The following is a 24832-nucleotide window of genomic DNA, read 5'->3' as shown; positions in this document are numbered from 1 at the left end:
ATCAGATTTTTACCTGACCTCTGAGTTGTTTGGTACGCCCACGCTGGGTTTTGCGATCCATGCGCTTGCGCTGGGAACTGCGGGTGGGGCGGGTCGCCCGGCGTGCCTTGCGCGGACGGGCGACGCTGCGGATCAACGCCTGCAGACGGGCCAGCGCATCCTCCCGGTTCAATTCCTGGGTACGGTATTGCTGGGCCTTGATGATGATCACGCCGTCCTTGCTGATGCGTTGATCCGCCAGCGCCAGGAGCTGCTCCTTGTAGAACTCGGGTAACGACGAGGCCCGCACGTCGAAGCGAAGATGGATCGCTGACGACGTCTTGTTCACGTTCTGACCGCCGGCGCCTTGCGCCCGGATCGCGCTCAGTTCGATTTCGGACTCCGGCAGTGTGACATTGCGGGAAATCTCGAGCATCCGCTCTCCTGTGTTGCGTTGGCTCCGATTCAGTCGGCCGCCACCAGCGGCTTGACCAGGGCCGGTCCGCCCAACTGGCGCATCTGGCGCATGATCCAATCCACACGCTGCCAGACATAGGCCGATGGGCGCGCGGCGCTCAGCGCCTTGGGATTGGGCAGCACCGCCGCCAACCGCGCCGCCTGGCTGGCACTGAGCTGACTGGCATGAATGCCATAGAAACGCAGGCTGGCCGCTTCCACACCGTACACGCCGTCGCCGAATTCAGCCACGTTGAGGTACACCTCCATAATGCGCTGCTTGTTCCAGAGCGCTTCCATGGCCAGCGTCAGGCCCGCTTCGAGCCCCTTGCGGATCAACTGGCGACCGTTCCACAGGAACAGGTTCTTGGCGGTCTGCTGGGAGATGGTGCTGGCCCCGCGCAGGCTGTCACCCTGCTGATAGTCTTCCACGGCGGTGGCGATGGCGTTCAGGTCCAGCCCCCAGTGCTGCAGGAAACGCTGGTCCTCGCTGGCCATCACCGCCAGCGGCATCCACGGCGACATCTTCTGGATCGGCACCCAGTTCTGCACCTGGCGACGCTCGGGATGGGCGATGTGGTCGGCGATCATGAACGCGGTGGTGGGTGGATTGACGAAACGCAGCACGCCAATCACCACCAGCATGAACAGCATCAGCCCGCACACCGTGTACAGCAGCCACCGGGCCGCGCGTTTCCAGCCTGATTGTCGCGCCACGCGTGAACCTCACTCTCTTCAGACGATGGCTCATCATGCCCTGCCAGACCGTCAGGTCAAGCGCGGTTGTTACCCGAGCGGCTGCAACCGGGTGCTCTCGAACCGGTCCAGCAGATGGTGCATCAGATAGACGGCGGACAGGGCGGCCGAGACACCCACCGCCAGCGAACTGAAGCGGTAGAGGTCGCTGTAGATCAGATCCTGCTGCGGCGACAGGTACTGGCCGAACAGGATCGCCATGGTGGTCAGCCCACTGAAACCGGACGCCGACACCCCGCCTTCCAGCGTGTGCAGCCGGGCAAAGATGAACAGGCTCAGCCAGAGGCCGAAGGCGGTCAGCGGGAGAATGTTGAAGTGGTTGAACAGCAGAAGTTGCAACAACAACCCGACGTTACAGCCCACCAGCGTGCCGATGGCACGGTTCCAGGCGGCCGGCCCAGCGCCTTTCCAATTCAGCGGGAACAGGATCAGGATGGTCGCCACCTGGGCCGACAGGGAGCCACGCAGATCCATCACCTGGAAGGCGACGAACGACAGGGTCGCGACGGTGGTGGCCAGGATGACTTCGTGGCGCTGGTTGCTCGCGGGCTTTTTCGGCATTTGCCGGGGCTGGCGAGGCTCTGCATCCGGAAAGACCGTGTGCATCAGGCAGGCAATAAAGACGGTCAATAGTGTGGCCGCCCCGTTGGACAGCACCAGGTTCACCACATCCGAACCGGGGTAGCTGGCGAAGTTGAACTGCATGGACAGGGCCACGATGGACTGGGCGCCGAACAGCAGGTTCGGCCCGCGCGCCATCTCCCGGAACAGCAAGGCAAAGAGGCCGGCCACCAGCAGCGTCATCGGCACCGGCTTGTCACCGAACAGGCCGTGCAGCACCAGCACCACTACGGTCACCAGACCGGCGCTGGCGGCAAACTGGCGCAGGATGTGGGCATTGATCACCGGCACCATCCCCAGCAGCAGCATCGGATACACCACGTAGAAGGCGCCGTAGCTGCTGTGGGTCAGCTTGCAGTACAGGAAGCCCAGGATGCCGCCAAAGGCAATGCGCAGGCACTGGCGCAGGTCATTGGCGTTCATCTCCCGCTTCTGCACCATCAGCAGGGGCTTGATACGGGGCATGGGCGAACCTCAGTAGATGTAGTGCATCAGGCTGACGGCGTGGATCTGGAGAGACCCCAGCCAGGCCGCCGGGCCGCCCACCGGAAACAGCTGCACCGTGGCCCGGGCGCCGGAAGGCAGCGTCTGCAGCAGCCCGGGGTTTTCGGTCAGGCTCAGGTGCAGGCGCTGGCGCTGGGCATCGCGCACCCAGCGGTCGGTGGACTGGGGCTCGGCCAGGGTCCCATCGGCGGCAAGCTGGCCCTGGCGGGTGCCCGCATCCACCGCATCCACGCGGGCGTCGAACACCTCGCCGGGCAGGGCATCGAACACCACCGCAGCACGATCGCCCGGCTTGACGTGGGAAAGGGACTTCTCGCGGAAATCGGCGATCACGTCCGCCCCGTCACCGACCAGCGCGGCCAGAGATGTGCCCGCCTTGGCGTAGGTGCCCGGCTCCACCTGGAGGTTGGAAATCACCCCGTCCTCCTCCGCGCGGATTTCGCTGTAGCTCAGGTTCAGCTTGGCCTGGGACAGGGCGTTGCGGGCCTGACGCAGGCGCAGGTTGGACTCGCCACTCAGTCCTCGTTGGACCTCCATCTGTTGCACCTGTGCCTCCGCGGCCTTGACCTTGGCCCGGGCCGCATCATGCTGGGACAACGTCTGGTCCGCCTGCTGGCGGGACACACCACCCTGCTTGATCAGGTGCTGCATGCGGGTGGCCTCGCGGGACAGTTCCGTCGCCTGGGCCCGGGCTGCGGCCAGGTTGGCTTCCGCCGAAGCGATCGAGGCGTCGTACTGGTCGTTCTGCACGCTGGCGTTTTCCAGCGCCAGCTGCGCCTGGTCCAGCGCCAGCTGGTACGGCCGCTGGTCGAGGGTGAACATCACCTCGCCGGCCTTCACGTGCTGGTTGTTGTGCACATGGACTTCAGCCACCTGGCCACTGACCCGGGGCGCCACCTGCACCACGGTGTGCATGACCCGCGACTGGGGCGTCAGCGGCAACCACAGATCCGCCACCAGGAAATAGATAAACAGGACAACAAACGCCACCAGGGACACATGGACCCACCGGGCAAACTTCTGATCCGGCGTCATGACGGGGACGACTCCTTCTGTTTGGCATCCGCAAGGTGTCCGCGGACATTGTTTTCCATGACGGTGATCACCTCGGCAAACTGATCCAGCTGCTCCGGCGTCAGGCCGTCGCAGATGTGGGCCCGCACCGTTTTGATCTGGGCCTCCATCTGCGTCACCCGCTCGCGACCGAGGCCGGTGAACCAGAGGGTGTGGGCCCGACGATCATGGGGATCGGGGCGGCGTTCGATCAGCGCCTGATCCTCCAGCTGGTTGAGGGTGCGGGTCAGCGACGGCATCTCGATTTCCAGGGCGCGGGCCAGGCATTGCTGGCTGATGCCTTCGCCCAGCTTGAACAGGTGCACCATCACCGACCAGCGGCTCTCCGTCAGCTCCATGGGCGCGACGGCGTTGGTGATGGCCCGGCGCCACAGGCGGTGTAGCCGACCCAGTGCGCCACCCAGCGACGGCTTGAGGCCGTCGTGGATTGATGATGTCAGCGGGCTGGCGGCAGCGTTGCCGCCGGATTCGGTATGCTTCATGGGGAGAACTCCTTGAGTCGCCGGTGGAGCGGGCCGCTGTCCGACTAATTCATTAGCAAGCTAATATCGGCCCATTCTACAACGGACCGCAATTGCTTAGCCAGCTACATATCGTAAGGGCATCCCCCTATGGCTGTGGGCGATATCCGCCATTCAACGAGCGGCAACGGGGTCTTCGGGAATCGGCGACGGCAGGCCAGGGGCAAAGGTGAGGCCGGTGCGCGGCCTGAAGATCTCGGGCCGCGCATCGGAGGAGGATCAAGGAGTGCGGGTTACCACATCAGATCGTCGGGAATCTGGTAGTCCTTGTAGGGATCGTCCTCGTCCGGCTGATCGGACTTGGGATCGTGCAGGATCACGGGCATCTCGGCGTCCCGTTCCAGGATCTTGCTGGCGGTATCCGCCGGGATCAGGTGGAAGCCCTCGCCCAGCACTGCAATGGCCAACCGGCCGCGGGCCAGCTTGTCCGCCTGCTCGGCGCTGACGTAGATCTTGTGGATTTTCGTGCCCACCACGAACTGGTAGGGCGTCTCGCCCTTGTCCCGGGCGACGCCGTGCTGATCGACCATCTGCCGGATCTGCGCCTGACGGGCCTGTTGCGCCTGCTGTTCCTGGCGCTGGCGATTGATCTCGCGGTCCCGCTCGACCTTTTCAGCGCGGGCTTTTTCGGCCTCCGCTTTACGAGCGGCCGCCTCGGCATCCGCCGGCTGTTTCTGTTTGCGGGCCTTGCGTTTTTCCTGCCGCACCTGGCGGGCTTTTTTCTCGTCCGCCAGGCCGGCCTGGAGAAGCTGTTCCTGCAGGGATTTCGCCATGATTCACTCTCTCTGCTTGCAATGGGCGCATTATCAACAATGCCCATGGGTAGAGGCAACGGTCAGAGCCGACCCTGTCGATGCAACCGACGCAGCACCCAGCGCCGATACAGCCAGGACAACAGTGGCTTCACCAGCGGCAGACCGATCAGCCAGGCCAAGGGTTTGAGGCGCGGCACCCGGGCCATCAGCAGGCGGTAGGCCTCAAGCTCCCGGTGGATCCGGCCCTCCGCATCCCGAACGTGCAGTTCCCGCAGGGCCGTCTCGGGATCGATGCCCAGGGACGCCAGCTCCGCCTCCCGCCCGGTAATGTCGTACCAGACCACCGACTCGGCGGCCGGCCCGGCCCACCGTTCATAGCGCCGCCGGTCCGCCCGGCAGCGTGGGCAGGCGCCGTCGTAGTAGACGGTGATCGGTGCCTTGTGGTCCGTCATGATTCCCCGTGTTTCATCCATCGGCACTCAAGGTGGTTATAATGGTCTGCGAAAAGCGACAGGACGAAGCCACCATGAAACGCCCGGCCTTCATTGTCCAACTGGAACAGGATCAGTCATCGGGTGCCTCTCAACTGACGCTTGAGGCACTGCACGGGCTGGACGACTTCCTCGCCCATGAAGACAACCCCACCGTCGATCTGCTGAACGAGCTGGCCGACACCCTCGCCGAGGCCCGTCCCAGCATGGTGCCGCTGGGCAATGCCATCCGCCGCTGGCTCGCGGCCATCGACCTGACGCTGACCGGCGACGATCTGCGGCGCCAGGCCCGCGACGCGGCCCAGGTGATCTACCGCGACCTGACCCACGCCGGCCGCGATACGGCCCGCCGCGCCGTCAATCTGATCCCACCCGGTGCCGTGATCATGACCCACAGCCGCAGCAGCACGGTCATGCAGCTCTTCCAGGCGTTGGTGGACCGGCAACGCCCGTTCAGCGTGGTCTGCACGCTCAGCGGCCCCGGCAACGAGGGGATTCAGGTGGCCAATGAACTGGCCGGTCTGGCAGTGCCGGTGACGCTCATCACCGACGCCGAGATGGGCCTGTTCATGCCCCACGTCGACCTTAACCTCACCGGCTGCGACTGCTGGCTGGCGGACAATCACTTTCTCAACAAGACGGGCACCTACCTGCAGGCGCTGGCGGCGCGGGACCGGGGCAAACCCTTCTGGGTACTGGCGGACGGCTTCCGCGACAGCCCGCTGACCCGGGCCTCGGTCACACTGGAGGAAATGGACCCGGCCGAGGTGGATCGCATCGACAACCACCACATCCGCGTCCGCAACGTCTATTTCGAGCCCATACCCGCAACCCTGATCAGTGGCCGGGTGACCGAAAACGGCTTACAACCGACCGCGGGTACAGTCACTGGAGCCAGTCAAAAGAATCGTTGAGGAACTGGTTGTCCTTTTCCCGGACCACTTCACCGTGGGCCATAATGATCCGCCGCGGCGTCCACGCCTTGATCTTCGCCAGGCCAGCCTGGGCCTGCGATTTGTGGAAGCTCAGCCTCCAATCCAGCGGCGTCTTGCCGTGCGGCGCAATGATCCCGGCCAGCCGGGCAATGGGTTTTTGCCACCAGTTGAAATGCCCGGCCGGGAAATTCTCGATCAGGTCCGCGACGATCAGCGTCTCGGACGGCCGATGAAAGAACACCGCCTCCTCCATCAGACGCGAGCCGGTGAAGAGGACTTCATCGATTTGCTGTCGCCAGGACTCCCGATGCTGGCCGTCAAGCATCTCGTCGAAGTGAAGGTCCGGTCGCTTCTCCATCACCTGGCGGGTGCCGTACACGGTCGCCTCAGGATAGGCCTCGATCCAGTCCGCCAGAAACAGGTGATGCAGATGGTTGGGGGCGATCAGGTGCGCAACCGGCCCCAGGCTGTCGACCCGGAAGCGCATGGCCGGCGTCAGGGTGACGGGGCTGTGCACCCAGAGCGTGCCGTCCGACAGCCGGACCACCGTCATGCGCGTGGTGTAGGGAAACCCGTGGAACGACACGGTTTCGCCATCCACCACCCAGAGATCTTTCGCCAGCTGTTCCATTGCGCTCTCCCCGGTCTCCCTTCAGACCGCCTCGTCCGTGTTCTGCAGCCATTGCCGGGCCTCGCCCACGGCGGCTGCGGGGAACGTCTTCACCTGCGCGGCCACCAGATGGCTGCCAAGGGTCTCGGCCGCATTGACGACCCCGGAATCCGTCACCAGCGCCACACGCCGGATATGGCGATGGTGGTCCCGGACAAAGCGCAGGTGATGCAGCAGGGACGCAAACGACGCCCAGCCGGGAAACGACGCCACCTGGATCAGGAGTCCATTAAGGTCGCCGTGCTCTTCGATGTAGGGATCGATCACTTGGGCGGCACGCTGGAAATCCTCCCGGGTGAGTGCCCGGTCCGGCTCCAATGTGGCTATGCCGTCGTCACGATCCAGTGTCACCTTCAACATGGTCACCTCCCTGCGAGAACCGCGCTGTCGGTTGGGGCCTCGGCCTGGCCCCGGGAACTATTCCTCCATGCCCCAGTCTAGCGCCACAATCCCCGTGTCGGATAGCCGTCTACCCGGGTGGTAATGAAGCGGCAAGGTTGCCCCCAATCGCGCTATACTCCCGTTAAACAAGAGCGCCTTGTGCAAGGCCCCATACAGCAAGAGCCAGCGTTGTCGATGACCGCCATTGAAGCCTACCGCCTGCGTCGAAAGCCGGCCCGGGTCCGCATCGAAAATTACCGCAAGTACGTGGTCCTGAACATCGCGGCCATCGCCGGGACTCTGGTCCACACCGGCTTCATTGCCCTGTTCGCCGCGATCGGCGCCGACACCCTGGCAAAGTTCAACGTCTTCAGCGTGCTGGTCTGGGCCGTTGCGCTGTGGAGCAACCGCAATGGCATGCACGCCACCGCCATCTACCTCATGTGCCTGGAAATCGCCGGCCATGCCTTTCTGGCCACCGCCACCCTGGGCACCGCCGCCGGCTTCCACTATTACCTGTGGCCGGTGGCCTGCGTGGCCACCATCAACCCCCGCATGCTGCCCAAGCAGGCCGCGGTGATCGGCTATACCCTGGTTGCCCTGTTCGCCTACCTGCAACTGCGCTATGCCGGTGTGCCCTACGCCTTCGATTATGCGGAATACCAGCCGTTGATGCTGTTTTTCAACGTCATGGCCTCGGCACTGCCATTGATTTTGGCGGTGGTGATCGTCCGGCACATCAACGAATCCCAGGAACGGCGCCTGACCGAGATCGCCAACCGGGACGAGCTGACCGGTCTCTACAATCGCCGTTTCGGCAACGATTTCCTGCACCAGACGTTGGCCGCCAGTGACCGTATGACCCGCAATTTCTGCATCGCCATGGGCGATATCGACCACTTCAAGCCGGTGAACGATCGCTACGGGCACGAAGCCGGGGATCAGGTGCTGGAAGACATTGCCATTGCGCTGCTGGGCGGATTCCGCCGTTCCGACTGCCTGTGCCGCTGGGGCGGCGAGGAATTCATGATCGCCTTCCCGGACACCACCCGGGAAACGGCGCAGGCGGCACTGGAACGCTTCCGGGACCGGCTCGCCCGGCATCACTCCAGGGTCGGGGACGACCGGATCAACGTCACCATGAGTTTCGGCCTGGTGAGCGTGCGGCCCGGCGAATCCGTCGAGGCGGCCATCAAACGGGCCGACCACTGGCTGTACGAGGCCAAGCGGCAGGGCCGCAACTGCATCGTCAGCGACGTTCACGACACCGGTGCGGATGTCCTCAGTCACACGGGCTAGTGTCCCGTTTGGTTAATTCGCTGATCTACTGAACGGGACACTAGCGCCCGCCGGCGACATCGATAAAGCTGCCGGTGACGTAGGACGCCTTGTCCGACGCCAGCCAGAGAATCGCTTCGGCCACTTCCTCAGGTTCGCCACCCCGCTGCATTGGCACCGCCGCCTTGACCCGCTCGACACGGTCCGGCTCGCCGCCACTGGCATGGATGTCGGTGCGTATCACCCCGGGGCGGACGGCGTTGACGCGAATCCCCTGGGCCGCCACTTCCTTTGACAGGCCGGTGGTGAGGGCATCCACGGCCGCTTTGGCCGCGGCATAATCCACGTACTCATTGGGCGCTCCCAGTCGCGCTGCCATGGAGGAGACATTAACAATGGCGCCGCCAGGGCCTTTGTGGGCAGTTGACATACGCCGCACAGCCTCCCGGGCGCAGAGGAAAGCACCCTGCACGTTGACCGCGAAAACGCGGGCCAGGCGGTCGCTGTCCATTTGTTCCACCGGCATTTGTCTCTCCAGAATGCCGGCGTTGTTGACCAGGACTGTGAGCCGGCCAAACGCCCGGTCCACGGTCTCGAACAGTTGCAGTACCTCCGCTTCCACGGAGATGTCCGCCGCCACGGCCAGCGCACGACCTCCGTCCGCTTCGATCGCCCGAACCACGGCCTCGGCCGCGGACTGGTCATGCCGGTAGTTCACCGCCACCGCGTAACCCTGACGTGCCGCCAGTTGCGCCGTAGCCGCACCGATGCCACGGCTCGCTCCGGTAATGATCATCACCTGATCCATACATGCTGTCCTCACGACTGATGACCTGCTGATAGTAGCCGACTTTGATCCGACCGGCGTCGGGCTGGATTCTTCGCGCCACCAGGTACTAACCTGTCGCCATGAGCGAATCACGGATGGTTGTCTTCGGCGGTACCGGCTTTCTGGGCGCCCGCATCGTGCGGGAAGCGCTGCTGGCCGGCTACCGCGTACGCATCGTGGCCCGGCACCCGGGCACGTTGCCGGTGTCGTCCCCCCGGGTGGAATACCAGACCGCCAACCTGCTGGAACCGGCCACCGTTGACGCCGCGCTGAACGGCGCCGATGCCGTGGTCAATGCCGTCAGCCTCTATGTGGAGAAGCCACCGACACTGACCTTCGAATCGGTGCATGTGGCCGGCGCCGCCCTGCTGGCCCGCCGCTGCCGGGACCGAGGCATCCCGCGGCTGATCCACCTGTCGGGACTCAATCCCGATCCCGCGTCCCGCTCACGCTACGTGAGCGCCCGGGGCAGGGGTGAGGAATCGGTGCGCGACGCTTGCCCGGATGCGACCATCCTGCGTCCGGGCGCCCTGTTCGGTGACGGCCAGGGGCTTCTGGCGACGCTCGCCGGCCTCACACGCCTGCCGGTGATCCCCCTGTTCGGTCATGGCGACACGCAACTGCAACCGGTTCATGTAGACGATGTGGCCCGGGCCGCCCGGAACGCTCTGGCTGATCCCGCCACCCGCGGCCGGGTGTATGAGCTGGGCGGTGCGGACACGCTCAGTTATCGTGGTCTTCTGGAAGCGGTGATGCGGAGTCAGAAGCGGCGGCGTCCGCTGTTGCCGGTGCCTTTCGGCCTGTGGTTTGTGGGTGCCGCGCTGCTGTCCATACTCGAATCCCCGCCGCTGACCCGGGACCAGCTGATCCTCATGGAAAGGGACAATGTGGTGGGGCAGGGGGCTGCCGGCTTCGCGGACCTGGGCATCGAACCGCGGGGGATTGATCACGGACGATGATGTGCGGGGCCTGTGATGGCAAAAAAAGGAGCAACCGAAGCTGCTCCAAGGGGGTTCGACAACCGCTGCCGCCTTGCTTGGCGGCCAGCGGCTCGGTTCAGATCGCCTCGGCTAAAAAGGCCCTGAGCTGGCCCAGTCCGGTGACGCCGTTCTGCTGGGCAGTCGCCTTGCCGCCATTGAACACGATCAACGCCGGCACGCCACGAATGCCCATGGCAGCGGTAATCTCCGGGTTCTGGTCCACATTCACCTTGACCACATCCAGTGTGTCGGCAAATTCATCCGCCAATTCCTCCAGAAGCGGCGACAGCGTGTGGCACGGACCACACCAGGGCGCCCAGAAATCAACCAGGACGGGCCGTTTGGCCTGGATCACCGCCTCGGTAAACTCGTTGTCGGATACCTCACGGATCACATCGCTCATGGGGTTGTCTCCGTTCTGTGGACTGACTTGAAGGTGCCATGTTGGCCGATCTGCCCCTGACGGACTAATTGGCCGTCGGTATAGTGGATATCACGGCTGATGATGGAAGCCGGTGCTTGGCATATTGGTCAGCCTCGCGTCATCCGATGGTCCCGACCGGCCGTTCGACAGGACGGGACGTGCCCACCTGCCCGGAGTCATGCCATGAAAAACCAGGAACTGACCCTGCTCTATGTCTTCGATGCGATCATGACCGAAGGCTCGATCACGCGGGCAGCCGAACGCCTGTCCATGACCCAGCCGGCGGTGTCCAACACCCTGTCGCGGATGCGTCAGGTCTGGAACGACCCGCTGTTCATCAAGAAGGGCCGCAATATCGAGCCCACCTCCTACGCGTTAAGCCTGTGGAACCAGGTGCGCGGGCCAATGTACGAGCTGTCCAATGCGGTCGAGGCCACCCATTTCGAGCCCGCCGAGTCCAAGCGCGAGTTCCGCATCGCCATCACCGACGCCATTCTCGAGCTGATCTGGCAGCCGTTGGTCTGTGAACTGGAAAAGCGGGCGCCGGGCATCGACCTGCATGCCGTGCCCTACACCGCAGAAACCGCATTCGGGCACCTGCGCGAGGCCCACGTGGATCTGGCCATCGGCCTGCTCACCGAACACGACCACAGCCTGCGCAGTATCTGGCTGTTCGACAGCGGCTACACCCTGGCGATGCGCGAAGATCACCCTCTGGCCGGCCACCCCATCTCGGTGGAGGACTTCATGGCGGCGCGCCACCTGTTGGTGTCCATGTCCGGTGAAGCCGCCGGATTCGTGGATATGGCGCTGATGCGCAAGGGGCTCAAGCGTCGGGTCGCGGTGACCGTCAACCACTTCCCGGCGGTCCCCAAGCTGTTGCGCACGTCGAACATGATTGCCGCCATCCCGGAAATCGCCACCAACGACGCCGGCTTCCACGACGGCATCTGGATGACCGACCTGCCGGTGGAGGTGGATCCCACCAGCCTGTACCTGATCTGGCACACCCGGCACGACCGGGATCCCGGCGTGGTGTGGATGCGGGAACTGGTGGAGCGGGTCACCAAGGAACGCTGGGCCACGTGCATGGGCCCATCCAAAACCGGCCACCGCAAACCCGCGCTACTGGCCGGCAACGGCTGATCGGTTCCGCGTCTTGCTGAACACCCGCCCGCCCCGGACCATGACGTGGTCTGCCTTGCCCCCTGTCACTTCCCGGGTGAGGGCAGCAGCGAGCAGCCAAGCACAAGCAATGGTCTCGTGAGGGCTTCTGCACGGTCTGCGACAGGTCTGTCGCGGTGTTGTCGACGCTCTTGACAGGGAAAACAGGTCATTCTAAAAATTAATTACTACTCGACAATCAATACATAAAAGGCATTGATATATTCAAGATATCATCCAATACAGCGCTGATTTGTATGAAAAAATACGTACATCACCAAACGTGATGTTGGAAATATCTCTATAGAATTATTCTATGTCGGCGGGAAGATTGATAATGATTGCATCTGGCGAGGAGACCCTTCTCCCCTGACCAGCCTTTTCATTATCACGTTGATGAAGGAGTTATCACGATGCGTACTTCAGCTCTCAAAACACTGCTCGCCGTTGCACTGACCGCCACTGCCCTGTCCGCGAACGCCAGCCTGGCCGACCGCGCTTCCGATGGCCCCGCCGAACCGATCGTGTCCTGCATTCCGCAAAGCACCGGTGATTTTGGCGATGTCAGCGGCTACAACAAGCCAACCGTCTGCGTTCCGCAGAGCACCGGCGACTATGGCGACGTCAGCGGCTACTAAGCCGTTCTGCGCACCGGACCCGGGAAGGGCCTGACGGCCCTCCTCTTTATCCTGCCACTCGCTACCGAAGCATCACGGCAGAAAACGGGGCAAGATCAGTAAGACCACGCCTACTCCCACCATCGGCCACACCGCACTGACCACGTATGGGTAGAGCATCAGCCCCAGCCCCGTATAGAAATACCGCTTGTCCTGCTGACGCCGCCCATAGATGAAATAGCCCAGTCCGATCGAACTGAACACCAGGGCCACCAACAGCGTTGTCGGATCCAGCATGTTCCCACTACCTCTCGTGTGTGTCACTTTCCCGGATAAAACTCTGCGGCGGCTTGCCAAAATGGCGTCGGAACGTCGCCACGAAAGCGCTGCTGCTGCGATAACCCAACGAATAGGCCACGGCGGCGCTGCTTTCCCCTTCGCCCAGTCGGTTGATCGCCTCCAGCAATCGCAGACGGGTGCGCCACTGCTGGAAGCTCATGCCGGTCTCGGCGCGAAACAGCCGCTCCATGGTGCGGGGACTGGCACCACAGGGTCGGGCCAGTTCATCCAGTCGACCGGTTTCCGCCGGATTTTCCGTCAGCACCTGCATCAGGGCCTGTAATCGTCGATCCTGACCGGCCGGCAGGTACAGCGGCGAGGGCGTCAGCCGACCAATTTCGTCCAGTGCCACTTGCAGCAGACGCCCCTCGGCGCCGGCCACCGGTTGTGACAGATCCATCCCCATGATGCGCCGGATCAGCGCCCGCAGCAGCGCGGTCATTTCCATGACCTGGCAATGCTCCGGCAAATCCCTGCAGGCGCTGGCATCCACGTAGAGGTAGCGGACCGACGCCGGTGTGTGGGTGGTGACCTGATGATTCAATTGCGGCGCAATCCAGACGGCGTGGGTCGGCGGCACCACCCAGGCGCCGCTGTCGGTGTGGATCCGCAGGACGCCGGATTCCGCCCACGCCAGTTGGGCCCGCGGATGGCGGTGAACACGCACGGTGCGATCGCTGCCGTAGACCGCCGCGTGGCAGAGCACCGGCCTATGGGGGTCTTCGACGAAGCCCTTGCCCTGGGGTTCATGCTGTGTCGTGTTTGCGATATCCATTGTCAGTCTGTCGTCTTTTCACATAATGAGCTTACACCCATGATGGGGCCACTTTCACGACAGGAGTCACGACGTGCTTGATAAGCGTCATCTCAGCCAAGGCCTGGTGATCGTCGCCGTGTTCCTGGCGATTCTGGTCCAGGTCCATCCCCCGGCCGCCCTGGACACCGAACAGACCCGAACGCTGGGCATTGTGCTGGTGACCCTGGTGCTCTGGGCCACCGGGGTATTGCCGGAATACCTGAGCGCGCTGATCTTCTTCCTGGCAGCGCTGCTTCTGGAGGTGGCCACACCGGCGCAGATCTTTTCCGGGTTTTCCTCTTCCGCCTGGTGGCTGATTTTCGCCGGCATGGTGATCGGCATGGCGATTCGCTCCACCGGCCTGGGCGATCGGGTGGCGGCTGTACTGGGTCGGCATCTGGCACACAGCTATCGCGGGTTGATCATCGGCCTGGTGGTGTTTTGCGCGCTATTGGGTTTCGTCATGCCGTCATCCATGGGCCGCATTCTGATGATGGTACCGGTGGGCCTGGCGCTGGCCGAGCGCTGCGGCTTCGGGACCGGCAGCCAGGGCCGCACCGGCATCGCCCTGGCGGTCACTTTCGGCTGCCACGTGCCGACCTTTACCATCCTGCCGGCCAACATTCCCAACATGGTGTTGGTGGGCGCCGCCAACACCATCTACGGCGTCGACTTCAGCTACACCCAGTACCTGCTGCTTCACTTTCCCATCCTGGGAGCGCTCAAGGCCGTGATCATTGCCGGCCTGATCCTGCGGTTCTTTCCTGCCCGTATCGCCGCGCAATCCGTGACCCCGGAAGCGCAGGCACCCATTGGCCCGATGACCGGGCAACAGCGCTACCTGTCCGTCATCCTGCTGCTGGCCCTGGCGCTGTGGCTGACCGACAGCTGGCACGGCGTCAGCCCGGCCTGGGTAGGGCTGGGTGCCGCCATCTATCTGCTGCTGCCCCGAATCGGGCTGGTGGATAACAGCCGGGTGAGCCAGCAGCTGAACATCACGGTGCTGCTGTTCGTGGCCGGCGTGCTGGGGCTGGGCGCGGTGGTGAACAGTTCGGGGCTGGGCCAGGTCCTGGCCGCCACCCTCGAGCGCTGGCTGCCACTGGCGCCGGGCGAGGATGCCCGCAACTTCTTCTCACTGGTGGGGATGGCCTTTTCCACCGGTATCCTGACCACACTGCCCGGCGTACCGGCGGTACTGACCCCGATGGCTGGCCAACTGTCCGATCTGACCGGGATGAGCCTGGAGGCGGTGATCATGACGCAGGTGGTGGGCTTTTCCACCATCCTGCTGCCGTATCAGTCCGGCCCGCTGCTGGTGGGGATGCAGCTGGCCAACGAGCCGGTGCGCAGCCTGCTGAAGATTACCGTGCCGCTGACCGTAATCGCCCTGTTGATCCTGACGCCGCTGGACTACCTGTGGTGGCAGTTGCTGGGCATGTTCAATGGTGGTGGCTGATCAATGGTCGAAACGGCGGGCCTGGCTGTAGCGGTCCCGCCAGTAGTAGCCGTCGAGACGGGATTCGGTGACGCCGACCGACGAGGAGGCGTGGATAAACCGCTCGTCGCCCATATAGATGCCGGCGTGCTGGTCCTTGCCTTCGATGCGGAAAAACACCAGGTCGCCGGGCCGGATCTGGTCGAGGGGCACCACATCGCCCATGGCCAGCATCTGGTCAGTGGTGCGCGGCAGCAGCCGGTCCAGACCTTCGCGATAGGCGGTCATGATAAACCCGGAGCAGTCGAAGCCACCGCCGTCGGTGCCGCCGTAGCGGTAGGGCGTGCCCTCGTAACGTTCGAACACCTGCCACAGGCGGGCCGCCGTGTCCGAGGTCGCGACCGTATCCGGCGGCGTCGCAGGGGCTCGTGACAGGGTCCTGTCGCTGGCGCAGCCTCCCAACCCCAACATGGCCAGCAGAAGCCAGAGAGCGGGCAGGGCGCCGCGATTCCCGGCAAAAAGGCTGCAAAACAAGACACTGGCCATGATCGGATAACCAACCTGTGAAAACGGACATGCACCCGCCTACTTTATAAGCGAATTCACAGGCTGTCAGGTTACGATTCCCTCAGCGGGTGGCCCAACCGCCGCTCATCGGAAACACCTGCCCGACAAAGCAGTCCGCCGCGTCACTGCACAGGTAGGCCGCCAGGCTGGCGTCCTCCCGGGGCGTCACCAATCGCCCCAGCGGCACCTCTCGCTGCACCCGTTCCTGAAAGCGGGGATTGGCCTGGACCTCTGGCGGGAAGTAGGTGGGGTTATCCACGAAGTTCTGGGCGATGGCGTTGAACTGGATGTTGTGCCGGGCCAGCTCTACGCCGGCCGACTGGACATAGGCCAGCTGCGCGCCCCGGGCGGCGCTGTAGGTGGACGCCCGCTTCATGCCGCGCAGGGCCGAGGCGCTGCCCATCAGCAGGATCTTGCCGCGGCCGTGGTCCAGCATGCCCGGCAGGACCGCCTGGACCAGCCGCGGCAGCGGATCTACCAGGGCGGAAAACACGTTGCGCCACTCGTCCTGGGTCACTTCGTCCACAGGCGTGCTGGGCGCGGCAATGGCGAGGTTGGCCACCAGCACATCCACATCGCCGGCGGCACGGACCACCTTGGCTGCAGCACCGGTAGGCAACAGCGGCGTGGTGTCGTCGATCACCGTCGCACCGTGTTCCGCCAGCACCTCGCACAGCGCCGGCCCCATAAAGGCATCCGCCTGGGTGACCAGAATGCGTTTACCGGCCAGGGATTGACCAGACAGGGACATAAGCACCTCCTGACAGACCCGGAATGTGTTGGCCTTACCTTAACCCGCTACTATCGAGATTGCAGCCCGTCGCCGTCCTCGGCCCACGTCGGGTCGCATCAGCCGGTCTCTCCATGCACCACCGCTCGATTGCGCCCCTGGCGCTTGGCCCGATAGAGCGCACGATCCGCCTGCGCCAGCACCTCAGCCACCGGCTGTTCGTCCGCCGGCATCAGAGTGCTCAGACCGATGCTGATGGTCACCACCGGCGCCACCTCCGAATGGGCATGGGGAATCTGCAGGGCCTCGACCCGGGTGCGCAGCCGTTCGGCGATAGCCCGGGCGTCGGCTTCCGGCGTCATGGGCAGGACCAGCGCGAATTCCTCGCCACCATAGCGGGTCACCAGATCCGTGGGGCGGCGCACCACGTCCCTCAGGGCCCGCGCGATCGCCTGCAGACAATCGTCGCCCGCCTGGTGGCCGTAGTGGTCGTTGAAGGCCTTGAAGCTGTCCACGTCGCACATCAGGATCGACGTCGGCATTTGATCCTGGTGGGCCCGGCTCCAGTCGTGATTGAGGAACTGATCCAGACTGCGCCGGTTGGCCAGGCCCGTGAGCTTGTCGGTGGTGCTCAGCTTTTCCAGGTTACGGTTTGACTGGATCAACTGGTCCTCGGCGTGATCGATCTCTTTCCGGAACAGGTGGGAAAAGCTGCCACTGAGGGTCATGGCCCCAACGACGCTCACCGCAAACATCCAGTTTACATAGGCCTCGGGCACCGGCGTTGCCGCCTCGGAAAACAGGAACTGGCACACCAGGAACAGGGTCACCAACCCGCCCAGCAGCCACACCAGCACCGCCGTGCGATGGCGGATAAAGATCAGCGCCTGCACGCTGCCAATGGCGTAGTAGAAGAGGTGGACACCGGCTGCTGCCCCGATGAAATAGGTCACCACGAGGATCTGGGTGCAGGCATTGATCAGCACCAGGTTCCGGGAATAGGTGTATCGATGACTGCGATTGAAGCCCAGCACCGTCAGGTAGCCTGCCATGAACAGCATGTTCAGGGAAAAAACCGGCCAGTACAGGGCGATGTCGTAGAACAGATAGAACACCTGGTACGGCAACGTCGCCAGGGCACCGAACAGCGCAATCTGGTTGGTCAACGCGATCTGACGACGCAGCCGGGGCGGTCGGCCTGCCGTGCCCTGCAACCAGAGTTTTTCGATGGACGCGTACATAAAAGCCTTTTCCGGACAGACTTCTACACTATAGGCCAGATGTACGATAGGAATGTTGTCGCGGCCCGCAACCTGTCCGGATTGTCATGTGACGCTAACCCGTCCAGACAGTCCGCTCAGGGGCAGCTTTCGCGCACCATCAGGCGGGTCGGGATCAGTACGTTGCGATCAGGCTCTTCGCCCAGGAACAGACGCGCCGCCATGCGTCCCTTTTCGGCACTCTGCTGGTAGACCGTCGTGAGCGATGGATGCAGGGTGTTGCCCTCGGGAATGCCATCGAAGCCGACAATGCGCAGGTCTTCGGGGATGCGCAGTTTCATCTGCAGCGCCACCTGGATCGCCGCCAGCGCCAGGCGATCGCTCATGCACAGCAGCAGGTCCGGCCGCTGGTCGCTGTTGAGCGCTTCCCAGGCGGCCTGATAGGCGTCGGGATGATCGTTGGTGGGAGTGGACCAGATGCGCTCGGCCGGCACGTCGTAGCCGGCGGCATGCAGGGCATCGAGATAGCCGCCCAGGCGCCGCACGGACACCGCCCGCTGCTCACGGAACAGCTCCCGGCCGTCGATACGGCAGACCGTTTCTGACGCCACCAGTCGCAACCCGAGGATGCTGACCCGCCGAGGTGGCGTTTTCAGGGCGTGCTCGGCACTGGTACGGGCGCCTTCATAGTTGTCGATATTGACCCAGGTGCAACCGTCCAGGTCGAAATCCACCGCCACCATGGGCTTGCCCTGTTGCAGCAACCGATCGTAGGTGCGTCCTTTGGACAGCCAGCCGTAAATGATGAAGCCGTCCACCATGGCTTCCTGCAGATGGCTGCGATACTCGCTGTCCGGATCCTGGCTGGAGAGCAGCAGCATGTTCATGCGGTTCTGGTCGAAGACTTCAGCCAGGCCGTGCAGGAATTCGCTGGCCACTGGATCGGTCAGGGAGTAGGCGAGATTGTCCGCCAGCATCACGCCGACGTTGCCGGTGCGTCCGGTGCGCAGGCTGCGGGCCGCGGCGTTGGGCCCCATGTAGCCCAGGCGTTTGCACTCGTCCAGAATCCAGCGCCGGCGGGCTTCGGACAGCTGATCCGGGCGGTTGAAGGCGTTGGAGATGGTCGCGGTGGAGACGTCAAGCAGCTCCGCCATGCGTTTGACGGTCAGCCGCTCCCCTCCCGGCCGCGACGGCGCTCCGGTGCCGGTCATCCCTGGGCACCTCCCATCCGGGCTTCCCCGACCTCATTGGCGGTCGGTGCGCGGGTTCGACGCAGGACCTGCCCGCTTTCATCGAACAGATGCGCGCTGTCAACGCTGATTACCGGCACCAGCGACTGGCCCTGGATAACCGGACAGGGCACGGGCTGGCGCACCACCAGGGGCTCGCCGGCACCCGGCACGTCCAGATAGACATAGGCCTCGTTGCCCAGGTATTCCACGTTCATGACCTCCAGTGGCGTGTCGTCGGGTCCCGGCTTGCGCAGCTGCAGGTGTTCCGGGCGAATGCCCAGGGTCACCGTCGCGCCTGCCTCCAGCCGGGAACTATCGCACGCGCAGCGGGCCAGGCCAATCCCGTCCAGCGTGACCTCGCTGGTGTCCGCCCCGGGGGTTGTCAGGGTCCCGGGCAGCAGGTTCATCTTGGGCGAGCCGATAAAGCCCGCCACGAACAGGCTTTCCGGGTTCTCGTAGAGGTCGAACGGCGAGCCCACCTGCTCGATGTGGCCCTTGTTGAGCACCACGATCTTGTCCGCCAGGGTCATGGCTTCCACCTGGTCGTGGGTCACGTAGATCATGGTGGACTGCAGCCGGTTGTGCAGCTTGGCGATCTCGTTGCGCATCTGCACCCGCAGGCTGGCGTCCAGGTTCGACAGGGGTTCATCGAACAGCATGATGCGCGGCTCCCGCGCCATCGCCCGACCGATCGCCACCCGCTGGCGCTGGCCCCCGGACAGCTCCCGGGGCTTACGGTGCAGCAGTTCGCCCAGCTGCAACACATCGGCGGTTTTCTGCACCCATTCGCGAATCTTCTCCTTGCCCGCACCGCTGCCCAACTTGAGGCCGAAGGCGATGTTCTCGAAGACGCTCATGTGCGGGTAGAGCGCATAGGACTGGAACACCATGCCCACACCCCGCTCCTTGGGGGAGAGTTCGTTGACGAGCTCGCCGTCGATCTCCAGTTCACCGTCGGTGATTTCCTCCAGCCCGGCGATCAGCCGCAGCAACGTTGACTTGCCGCAGCCGGAAGGGCCGACGAAGACCACAAACTCGCCGTCCTCCACCCGCAGGTCGATCTGATGGATGATCTCCTCGTTACCAAACGCCTTGGTGATGTTTTTCAGTTCCACACAAGCCATGTTCAATGCTCCCGGGACGCCTGATGCGTCCAGTCTCAGAGTTCAGCGTAGAAAGCCTGGTACGGCGGCAGGTCGATCTGGCCGTCCTGCAGCTGTCCGCGGAATCCGTGGCCCTCGACGGGCGTCAGCCCGGCTCCGGACCAGGTCACCGATTGCGCCTGGCCCGTGATATTGATGGCCACCAGCAGGGTCTGGTCCAGGTGACGGCGGATCCAGCACAGGACGTCACCGGTGTCCTCCACCAGCTCCAGTTCGCCGCCGCACAACGCCGGCTGCTGCTGACGCCAACGAATCAGGGTGCGGACACGGTTGAGGATCGAATCGCTGTGCTCCTCCTGCACGCTGACCGCATACGCCAGATGATCGCGGTCGATCGGCAGCCAGGGGTCGCCGGTGGTGAAATCGGCCTTCTCGGTGGGCGTCCAGATCATCGGCGTGCGACAGCCGTCACGACCGCGGAACTCCGGCCAGAAGTTGATGCCGTAGGGGTCCTGCAGGCTTTCGAACGGCACGTCCGCCTCCGGCAGCCCCAGTTCCTCGCCCTGGTAGATGCAGACGCTGCCACGCAGGGACAGCAGCAGGGCCATCAGCACCGGCGGGTAGGCCTGCGGGTCTTCGTCACCGTGGCTCCAGCGACTGACCACCCGCACCACATCGTGGTTGCTCAGCGCCCAGCAGGGCCAGCCGTCGCCGATCCCTTGCTCATAGTTGCGCACCACGTCGCGAATATAGGTCGGGCTGAAGCTGTCCGCCATCAGGTCGAAAGAGTAGGCCATGTGCAGCCGGTGATCGCCGGCGGTGTACTCGGCCATGCGCTCGAGCGGCTTGTCGTCGCCGATTTCGCCGACCAGGGAGGTATCCGGGTAGCTGTCCATTAACGCGCGCATGTCGCTGAGGAAGTCCAGATTCTCCGGCTGGCTCAGATCGTTGACGTGGCGCTGGTAGGTGTAGGGGTTCACCCCCTTGGCCACCACGGTTTTCTTCTCCCCCGCCGGCACCGCCGGGTTGTCCGCCAGCGACCGGTTGTGGAAAAAGAAGTTGACGGTGTCCAGACGGAAGCCGTTCACCCCAAGATCCAGCCAGAAACGCATGTTGTCCAGGTGGGCCTGGCGCACATCCGGGTTGTGGAAATTCAGGTCCGGCTGGCTGGCCAGGAAGTTGTGCAGGTAATACTGCCCGCGCCGGGTATCCCAGGCCCAGGCGCTGCCGCCGAAGATCGACAGCCAGTTGTTGGGCGGCGTGCCGTCCGGGCGCGGGTCGGCCCAGACGAACCAGTCGGCTTTCGGGTTGTCCCGGCTGGACCGGCTTTCGGCAAACCAGGGGTGCTGGTCGGAGGTGTGGGAAAGCACCTGGTCGATCATCACCTGCAGTCCCAGCCGGTGGGCCTCGGCGGTCAGCGCCCGGAAATCGTCCAGGGTGCCGAACATCGGATCCACCGCCCGGTAATCGGAGACGTCGTAACCGAAGTCCTTCATCGGCGAGAGGAAAAACGGCGACAGCCAGATCGCGTCCACGCCCAGCGAGGCCACGTAGGGCAGGCGCGACGTGACGCCCTTGAGGTCGCCAATGCCGTCCCCGTTGCTGTCCATGAAGCTGCGGGGATAGATCTGGTAGATCAGTCCGCCTTTCCACCAGGGTCGTGCTTGGGTCATAAAAAGGAACTCCTCGAATCAGCCTTTGACCGCGCCCGCCGTCAGGCCGGACACGATGCGTCGTTGGAAGATCAGGACCAGCACGATCAGCGGCACGGTCACGATCACCGAGGCAGCCATCAGCGTGCCCCAGGGTAGCTCGTGCTGGGAGCCGCCGGTGATCAGGGCGATGGCCACGGGGACCGTGCGCTGGTCGTTGGTCAGGGTGAAGGTCAGGGCAAACAGGAACTCGTTCCAGGCGGCGATGAAGGCCAGCAAACCGGTGGTGGCCATGGCCGGCCCCATCAGCGGCACGAACACCTTGAACAGGGTCACCACCGGTGACGCGCCATCCACGATGGCCGCCTCTTCCAGTTCCTTGGGCAGTTGCCGCATGAAGGTGGTCAGCACCCACACCGTGAACGGCAGGGTGAAGATGGTGTAAGAGAACACCAGCGACCAGGGGTTGTTGTACAGGTCCATCGCCCGGATGACCTCGAACAGGCCGGACAGCACCGCGACCTGCGGAAACATCGACACGCCCAGTACGATCATCAGGATCGGCCCGCGTCCGCGGAAGCGCACCCGGCCCAGGGCATAGGCAGCAGTCACACCCAGCAGCATGGCGATCAAGACGGTCATCGACGACACCAGCACCGAGTTCCAGATGCTGTCCAGGAACGACTGCTGGCCGAGGACCGAGCTGTAGTTACCGAAATTCAGTGAATGGATCCAGTAGTCCACGGTGAACAACTCGGAACCGCTCTTGAACGACGTTAGGATCGCGTAATAGAACGGGAAGACGGTGAACAGCAGGATCGCCACGATCAGGAAGAAGAAGGCGACCTTGCCCAGATAGCGTTTCAGCTTGCGACGAGACACCAACGGCTGCGCGCTCATGCGTCACCTCCGATCTGCTTGCGGCCCAGGTAGAGGTAGGTAATGGTCAGCAGGGCGATGATCAGGAACAGCACGGTCGAGGCTGCCGAGCCGTAGCCGACGTCCTGGAACTGCACCAGCTGCTGGCGGGCGTAGACCGACATGGACATGGTGTCCTCGCTGTTCGAGGTCAGCACGTAGATCACATCGAATACCCGCAGGGCGTCGAGCACCCGGAAGATGATCGCCACCATCAGCGCCGGCGTGATCAGTGGCAGGGTCACCCGGAAGAAGACCCTCACCGGGTTGATGCCGTCCACCTTCGCCGCCTCGTAGCAGTCCGACGGCAGCATCTGCAGCGCCGCCAGCGCCAGCAGGGCCATGAATGGCGTGGTTTTCCACACGTCCACCATGATCACTGCCCACATGGACAGGTCCGGGTTGGCAGTCCAGTTCAGCGGCGAATCGATGACACCCATGCCTAACAGGATATGGTTGATGATCCCGAACTGGTCGTGGAGCATCCAGCCCCACATCTTGGCGGAGACAATGGTGGGAATGGCCCAGGGCACCAGCGTGGCGGCCCGCACCCAGCCCCGACCGCGGAACTGCATGTTCAGGGTCAGGGCGATCACCAGACCGAAGACGGTCTCCAGACTGACGGACACCACAGTGAAGAACACGGTGTTCCAGACTGCATGCCACCAGACCGGATCGGCCAGTACGCCGTACCAGGCGCCATCGTCATAGACCAGGTAGTTCTCCAGGCCGATGAAGTGGTAGCTGGTCAGATCGGAGAAGCTGGCGTCGGTGAGCGAGAACCAGATGGTCCGCAGCAGCGGCCAGCCAGCCACGCCGGCCAGAACCACCAGCATGGGGATCAGGAACAGCCAGGCGGCACGCACCCGCTGGCGGCTCACCCGGCCGCGCCGACGGGGCATAGCCTGCACCGGCGCAGGCGAGACCGACCGCGTGGCGGCCGGATCGGTTTTAGACAGAGCCATGGTGACCTCGATCGATAGGCGGCGGGCTTACCAGCCGCGCCGACCCAGACGGTTCAGTTGGTGATCGAGGCTACCCAGGGCGTCCTCTGGTGAGCTCTCACCGGACAGCACACTGTGTACCGCGTTGTAGAAGGCGTTGCTCACCCGACCGTACTTGTCGCCGGTGGCCGAAGAAGGCCGCGGTACGCCATTCTTGAAGGTCTCGAACAGGTCGCCGAAGAAGGGGACCTTGGCCAGCACCTCGTCGTCCTTGTAGAGGTCAGGACGGGTCGGGTTGTAGCTGCCTTCAATGGCGCGGCGCTTCTGCTCCTCGTAGCTGGTGAGGTACATCACCAGGTCCGCCGCCACTTCGGGATGTTCGGAATACTTGGAAACCGCCAGCTGCCAGCCGCCCAGGGTACCGGCGTGACGGCCGTCCTCGCCGCCCTTGGGCAGGGCGACCACACCGACCTTGCCTTTGACCGGGCTGTCGGCGCTCTGGGCCAGCGCCCAGGCGTAGGGCCAGTTGCGCATGAACACGGCATTGCCGGACTGGAACACGCCGCGGGCCTCTTCTTCGGTGTAATTGAGGACGCTCACGGGGGAGATGGTATCGATCCAGCCCTGGGCCATTTTCAGGGCTTTCACCGCCTGCGGATTGTCCACCGTGACCTTGCCGTCCCGATCGACGATGGTGCCGGCGTTGTAGCTGGCCAGCCATTCCAGGGCATCGCAGGTCAGGCCTTCGTACGCCCGGCCCTGCCAGACGAAGCCCCACATCTTGTCATTGCCGGCCTTGCGTTCACCGGCCTGGACCGTCTTGGCCACGTCGGTCAGCTGCTGCCAGGTTTCCGGCACGGGCTGGTCGTATTTCTCCAGCAGGTCCTTGCGGTAATAGAGCACCCCGGCGTCGGTGAACCAGGGCATGGCGACCAGACGGCCGTCGACCGTGTCGTTACGCACCAGGGACTGGAAGTGTTCCTTCTCGGCTCCGTTGCTGTACTGACTGAGGTCGATGAAGTTGTCCCCCAGCATGCCGGGCCAGATGACGTCGATCTGGAACACGTCCACGTCGCCCGACTGGGCGGCCAGCAGCTGCTGGTAGAGGGAAAGGCGTTCGGTGGAGGAATTGGGCGTGGAGACCACTTTGACCTGGTTGCCGGTCTTGTCGGCCCAGGCCTGGGTACCCTGTTCACAGAGTTGGCGCTCAGCACCCACGGCGCCGCAGGAGATCGTGACCGTGGCTGCCTGCACGGAGCCCGCGCCCCAAAGCATCGCGGCCATCACGCCCGGCAGAACGGTCTTACAGAGTTGTGTAAACATCATTGAACCTCATGTTGTTGTTGTCGGGTTCGTCGGATCTGGTACACCTCAGGAGCCCCGATTCAGGCGTTCACCAGGGGCTCCTTAATGCTTTAAGCTCATCGTTAAAGTTAGAGAATGCGAGGCAGGCCCGCAACC

The 24832-nt window shown here is 63.8% G+C and carries 28 protein-coding genes; 6 read left to right on the top strand and 22 right to left on the bottom strand.

Features of this window, described 5'->3' with window-relative positions; all coding sequences use genetic code 11:
* Nucleotide 1 precedes the first annotated feature (1 nt).
* From arfB to J3364_RS19515, 7 genes are all read right to left on the bottom strand, one after another.
* Nucleotides 2-415 (bottom strand): alternative ribosome rescue aminoacyl-tRNA hydrolase ArfB, encoded by a 414-nt coding sequence (gene arfB / locus J3364_RS19545; protein WP_349559841.1) that lies wholly within the window; start codon nt 413-415, stop codon nt 2-4.
* Between the two features lie 29 nt (nt 416-444).
* Nucleotides 445-1152 (bottom strand): monofunctional biosynthetic peptidoglycan transglycosylase, encoded by a 708-nt coding sequence (mtgA, locus tag J3364_RS19540; RefSeq protein ID WP_349559840.1) that lies wholly within the window; start codon nt 1150-1152, stop codon nt 445-447.
* A 69-nt stretch (nt 1153-1221) separates the two neighbouring features.
* Nucleotides 1222-2277, bottom strand: a complete 1056-nt coding sequence (locus tag J3364_RS19535; protein ID WP_349559839.1) for a DUF2955 domain-containing protein — start codon at nt 2275-2277, stop codon at nt 1222-1224.
* Between the two features lie 9 nt (nt 2278-2286).
* Nucleotides 2287-3351 (bottom strand): HlyD family secretion protein, encoded by a 1065-nt coding sequence (locus tag J3364_RS19530; RefSeq protein WP_349559838.1) that lies wholly within the window; start codon nt 3349-3351, stop codon nt 2287-2289.
* Nucleotides 3348-3872 (bottom strand): MarR family transcriptional regulator, encoded by a 525-nt coding sequence (locus tag J3364_RS19525; protein ID WP_349559837.1) that lies wholly within the window; start codon nt 3870-3872, stop codon nt 3348-3350. The genes J3364_RS19530 and J3364_RS19525 overlap by 4 nt, the downstream gene beginning before the upstream one ends.
* A gap of 272 nt (nt 3873-4144) precedes the next feature.
* A complete protein-coding gene (locus J3364_RS19520) occupies nt 4145-4684 on the bottom strand; it encodes a DUF2058 domain-containing protein (protein WP_349559836.1) in 540 nt (179 codons plus the stop codon).
* 62 nt (nt 4685-4746) lie between these two features.
* Nucleotides 4747-5118, bottom strand: a complete 372-nt coding sequence (locus tag J3364_RS19515; RefSeq protein WP_349559835.1) for a thiol-disulfide oxidoreductase DCC family protein — start codon at nt 5116-5118, stop codon at nt 4747-4749.
* A 74-nt stretch (nt 5119-5192) separates the two neighbouring features.
* On the opposite strand from J3364_RS19515, the gene J3364_RS19510 reads away from it, so the two are divergent.
* Nucleotides 5193-6071, top strand: coding sequence for an eIF2B alpha/beta/delta subunit family protein (locus J3364_RS19510; RefSeq protein ID WP_349559834.1), 879 nt, complete (start codon nt 5193-5195; stop codon nt 6069-6071).
* Here J3364_RS19510 and J3364_RS19505 read toward each other — a convergent pair.
* Together J3364_RS19505 and J3364_RS19500 are read right to left on the bottom strand one after the other, a co-directional pair.
* Complete coding sequence (locus J3364_RS19505; protein ID WP_349559833.1) at nt 6043-6723, bottom strand: DUF4336 domain-containing protein; 681 nt, start codon at nt 6721-6723, stop codon at nt 6043-6045. The two genes, J3364_RS19510 and J3364_RS19505, sit on opposite strands and share 29 nt — an antisense overlap.
* Nucleotides 6724-6744: 21 nt before the next feature.
* Nucleotides 6745-7122, bottom strand: a complete 378-nt coding sequence (locus tag J3364_RS19500) for a SpoIIAA family protein (protein ID WP_349559832.1) — start codon at nt 7120-7122, stop codon at nt 6745-6747.
* A 216-nt stretch (nt 7123-7338) separates the two neighbouring features.
* On the opposite strand from J3364_RS19500, the gene J3364_RS19495 reads away from it, so the two are divergent.
* Nucleotides 7339-8442, top strand: coding sequence for a diguanylate cyclase (locus J3364_RS19495; RefSeq protein ID WP_349559831.1), 1104 nt, complete (start codon nt 7339-7341; stop codon nt 8440-8442).
* A gap of 40 nt (nt 8443-8482) precedes the next feature.
* Here the strand turns inward: J3364_RS19495 and J3364_RS19490 are convergent, their stop codons facing one another.
* Nucleotides 8483-9229, bottom strand: a complete 747-nt coding sequence (locus J3364_RS19490; RefSeq protein ID WP_349559830.1) for an SDR family oxidoreductase — start codon at nt 9227-9229, stop codon at nt 8483-8485.
* Nucleotides 9230-9330: 101 nt separating this feature from the next.
* Here J3364_RS19490 and J3364_RS19485 point away from each other — a divergent pair, with 101 nt between their 5' ends.
* The gene (locus J3364_RS19485; RefSeq protein ID WP_349559829.1) at nt 9331-10209 is read left to right on the top strand and encodes a complex I NDUFA9 subunit family protein; all 879 of its coding nucleotides are present in this window, start codon (nt 9331-9333) and stop codon (nt 10207-10209) included.
* A 97-nt stretch (nt 10210-10306) separates the two neighbouring features.
* Here J3364_RS19485 and trxA read toward each other — a convergent pair whose 3' ends face one another.
* Nucleotides 10307-10633 carry a thioredoxin gene (gene trxA, locus J3364_RS19480; protein WP_349559828.1) on the bottom strand — a complete coding sequence of 109 codons (327 nt, stop codon included), beginning with the start codon at nt 10631-10633 and terminating at the stop codon, nt 10307-10309.
* A 204-nt stretch (nt 10634-10837) separates the two neighbouring features.
* Here trxA and J3364_RS19475 point away from each other — a divergent pair, with 204 nt between their 5' ends.
* Nucleotides 10838-11800, top strand: coding sequence for a LysR family transcriptional regulator (locus J3364_RS19475; RefSeq protein WP_349559827.1), 963 nt, complete (start codon nt 10838-10840; stop codon nt 11798-11800).
* Between the two features lie 431 nt (nt 11801-12231).
* Nucleotides 12232-12456 carry a hypothetical protein gene (locus J3364_RS19470; protein ID WP_349559826.1) on the top strand — a complete coding sequence of 75 codons (225 nt, stop codon included), beginning with the start codon at nt 12232-12234 and terminating at the stop codon, nt 12454-12456.
* Nucleotides 12457-12528: 72 nt separating this feature from the next.
* Here the strand turns inward: J3364_RS19470 and J3364_RS19465 are convergent, their stop codons facing one another.
* Together J3364_RS19465 and J3364_RS19460 are read right to left on the bottom strand one after the other, a co-directional pair.
* Nucleotides 12529-12732 (bottom strand): hypothetical protein, encoded by a 204-nt coding sequence (locus tag J3364_RS19465; protein WP_349559825.1) that lies wholly within the window; start codon nt 12730-12732, stop codon nt 12529-12531.
* 7 nt (nt 12733-12739) lie between these two features.
* Nucleotides 12740-13549 (bottom strand): AraC family transcriptional regulator, encoded by an 810-nt coding sequence (locus J3364_RS19460; RefSeq protein ID WP_349559824.1) that lies wholly within the window; start codon nt 13547-13549, stop codon nt 12740-12742.
* 73 nt (nt 13550-13622) lie between these two features.
* Between J3364_RS19460 and J3364_RS19455 the strand changes: the two genes are divergently transcribed.
* Nucleotides 13623-15026 (top strand): SLC13 family permease, encoded by a 1404-nt coding sequence (locus J3364_RS19455; RefSeq protein WP_349559823.1) that lies wholly within the window; start codon nt 13623-13625, stop codon nt 15024-15026.
* Here J3364_RS19455 and J3364_RS19450 read toward each other — a convergent pair whose 3' ends face one another.
* From J3364_RS19450 to J3364_RS19410, 9 genes are all read right to left on the bottom strand, one after another.
* Nucleotides 15027-15551 (bottom strand): C40 family peptidase, encoded by a 525-nt coding sequence (locus J3364_RS19450; protein WP_349559822.1) that lies wholly within the window; start codon nt 15549-15551, stop codon nt 15027-15029.
* Between the two features lie 82 nt (nt 15552-15633).
* Complete coding sequence (locus J3364_RS19445) at nt 15634-16323, bottom strand: SDR family oxidoreductase (protein ID WP_349559821.1); 690 nt, start codon at nt 16321-16323, stop codon at nt 15634-15636.
* A gap of 98 nt (nt 16324-16421) precedes the next feature.
* The gene (locus J3364_RS19440; RefSeq protein WP_349559820.1) at nt 16422-17543 is read right to left on the bottom strand and encodes a GGDEF domain-containing protein; all 1122 of its coding nucleotides are present in this window, start codon (nt 17541-17543) and stop codon (nt 16422-16424) included.
* A gap of 116 nt (nt 17544-17659) precedes the next feature.
* Nucleotides 17660-18733, bottom strand: a complete 1074-nt coding sequence (locus tag J3364_RS19435) for a LacI family DNA-binding transcriptional regulator (RefSeq protein ID WP_349559819.1) — start codon at nt 18731-18733, stop codon at nt 17660-17662.
* Nucleotides 18730-19878: an ABC transporter ATP-binding protein gene (locus J3364_RS19430; RefSeq protein WP_349559818.1), complete on the bottom strand. Its 1149-nt coding sequence runs from the start codon at nt 19876-19878 to the stop codon at nt 18730-18732. The genes J3364_RS19435 and J3364_RS19430 overlap by 4 nt, the downstream gene beginning before the upstream one ends.
* Before the next feature lie 35 nt (nt 19879-19913).
* Nucleotides 19914-21530 carry an alpha-glucosidase gene (locus J3364_RS19425; protein WP_349559817.1) on the bottom strand — a complete coding sequence of 539 codons (1617 nt, stop codon included), beginning with the start codon at nt 21528-21530 and terminating at the stop codon, nt 19914-19916.
* A gap of 18 nt (nt 21531-21548) precedes the next feature.
* Entirely contained in the window at nt 21549-22391 is an 843-nt protein-coding gene (locus J3364_RS19420; protein WP_349559879.1) for a carbohydrate ABC transporter permease, read from the bottom strand.
* Between the two features lie 14 nt (nt 22392-22405).
* Nucleotides 22406-23329: a carbohydrate ABC transporter permease gene (locus tag J3364_RS19415; protein WP_349559878.1), complete on the bottom strand. Its 924-nt coding sequence runs from the start codon at nt 23327-23329 to the stop codon at nt 22406-22408.
* A gap of 90 nt (nt 23330-23419) precedes the next feature.
* Nucleotides 23420-24694, bottom strand: a complete 1275-nt coding sequence (locus tag J3364_RS19410; RefSeq protein ID WP_349559877.1) for an ABC transporter substrate-binding protein — start codon at nt 24692-24694, stop codon at nt 23420-23422.
* Nucleotides 24695-24832 lie beyond the last annotated feature (138 nt).

This window comes from Marinobacter sp. NFXS9 (genome assembly GCF_040148665.1).
GTDB lineage: Bacteria > Pseudomonadota > Gammaproteobacteria > Pseudomonadales > Oleiphilaceae > Marinobacter_A > Marinobacter_A mangrovi.
Note: the sequence above shows the minus strand (reverse complement) of the source record. Positions and strands in the feature narration are given on the sequence as shown.

Bases quoted from the DNA above. Each gene is read 5' to 3' on its own strand.
- J3364_RS19530 (WP_349559838.1), bottom strand. From the start codon at position 3,351: ATGACGCCGGATCAGAAGTTTGCCCGGTGGGTCCATGTGTCCCTGGTG.
- J3364_RS19415 (WP_349559878.1), bottom strand. From the start codon at position 23,329: ATGCCCCGTCGGCGCGGCCGGGTGAGCCGCCAGCGGGTGCGTGCCGCC.
- J3364_RS19430 (WP_349559818.1), bottom strand. From the start codon at position 19,878: ATGGCTTGTGTGGAACTGAAAAACATCACCAAGGCGTTTGGTAACGAG.
- arfB (WP_349559841.1), bottom strand. From the start codon at position 415: ATGCTCGAGATTTCCCGCAATGTCACACTGCCGGAGTCCGAAATCGAA.
- trxA (WP_349559828.1), bottom strand. From the start codon at position 10,633: ATGAGCGATGTGATCCGTGAGGTATCCGACAACGAGTTTACCGAGGCG.
- J3364_RS19500 (WP_349559832.1), bottom strand. From the start codon at position 7,122: ATGTTGAAGGTGACACTGGATCGTGACGACGGCATAGCCACATTGGAG.
- J3364_RS19445 (WP_349559821.1), bottom strand. From the start codon at position 16,323: ATGTCCCTGTCTGGTCAATCCCTGGCCGGTAAACGCATTCTGGTCACC.
- J3364_RS19465 (WP_349559825.1), bottom strand. From the start codon at position 12,732: ATGCTGGATCCGACAACGCTGTTGGTGGCCCTGGTGTTCAGTTCGATC.
- J3364_RS19495 (WP_349559831.1), top strand. From the start codon at position 7,339: ATGACCGCCATTGAAGCCTACCGCCTGCGTCGAAAGCCGGCCCGGGTC.
- J3364_RS19520 (WP_349559836.1), bottom strand. From the start codon at position 4,684: ATGGCGAAATCCCTGCAGGAACAGCTTCTCCAGGCCGGCCTGGCGGAC.
- J3364_RS19515 (WP_349559835.1), bottom strand. From the start codon at position 5,118: ATGACGGACCACAAGGCACCGATCACCGTCTACTACGACGGCGCCTGC.
- J3364_RS19485 (WP_349559829.1), top strand. From the start codon at position 9,331: ATGAGCGAATCACGGATGGTTGTCTTCGGCGGTACCGGCTTTCTGGGC.
- J3364_RS19460 (WP_349559824.1), bottom strand. From the start codon at position 13,549: ATGGATATCGCAAACACGACACAGCATGAACCCCAGGGCAAGGGCTTC.
- J3364_RS19435 (WP_349559819.1), bottom strand. From the start codon at position 18,733: ATGACCGGCACCGGAGCGCCGTCGCGGCCGGGAGGGGAGCGGCTGACC.
- J3364_RS19450 (WP_349559822.1), bottom strand. From the start codon at position 15,551: ATGGCCAGTGTCTTGTTTTGCAGCCTTTTTGCCGGGAATCGCGGCGCC.
- J3364_RS19525 (WP_349559837.1), bottom strand. From the start codon at position 3,872: ATGAAGCATACCGAATCCGGCGGCAACGCTGCCGCCAGCCCGCTGACA.
- J3364_RS19505 (WP_349559833.1), bottom strand. From the start codon at position 6,723: ATGGAACAGCTGGCGAAAGATCTCTGGGTGGTGGATGGCGAAACCGTG.
- J3364_RS19510 (WP_349559834.1), top strand. From the start codon at position 5,193: ATGAAACGCCCGGCCTTCATTGTCCAACTGGAACAGGATCAGTCATCG.
- J3364_RS19410 (WP_349559877.1), bottom strand. From the start codon at position 24,694: ATGTTTACACAACTCTGTAAGACCGTTCTGCCGGGCGTGATGGCCGCG.
- J3364_RS19535 (WP_349559839.1), bottom strand. From the start codon at position 2,277: ATGCCCCGTATCAAGCCCCTGCTGATGGTGCAGAAGCGGGAGATGAAC.
- J3364_RS19440 (WP_349559820.1), bottom strand. From the start codon at position 17,543: ATGTACGCGTCCATCGAAAAACTCTGGTTGCAGGGCACGGCAGGCCGA.
- J3364_RS19425 (WP_349559817.1), bottom strand. From the start codon at position 21,530: ATGACCCAAGCACGACCCTGGTGGAAAGGCGGACTGATCTACCAGATC.
- J3364_RS19490 (WP_349559830.1), bottom strand. From the start codon at position 9,229: ATGGATCAGGTGATGATCATTACCGGAGCGAGCCGTGGCATCGGTGCG.
- J3364_RS19470 (WP_349559826.1), top strand. From the start codon at position 12,232: ATGCGTACTTCAGCTCTCAAAACACTGCTCGCCGTTGCACTGACCGCC.
- J3364_RS19475 (WP_349559827.1), top strand. From the start codon at position 10,838: ATGAAAAACCAGGAACTGACCCTGCTCTATGTCTTCGATGCGATCATG.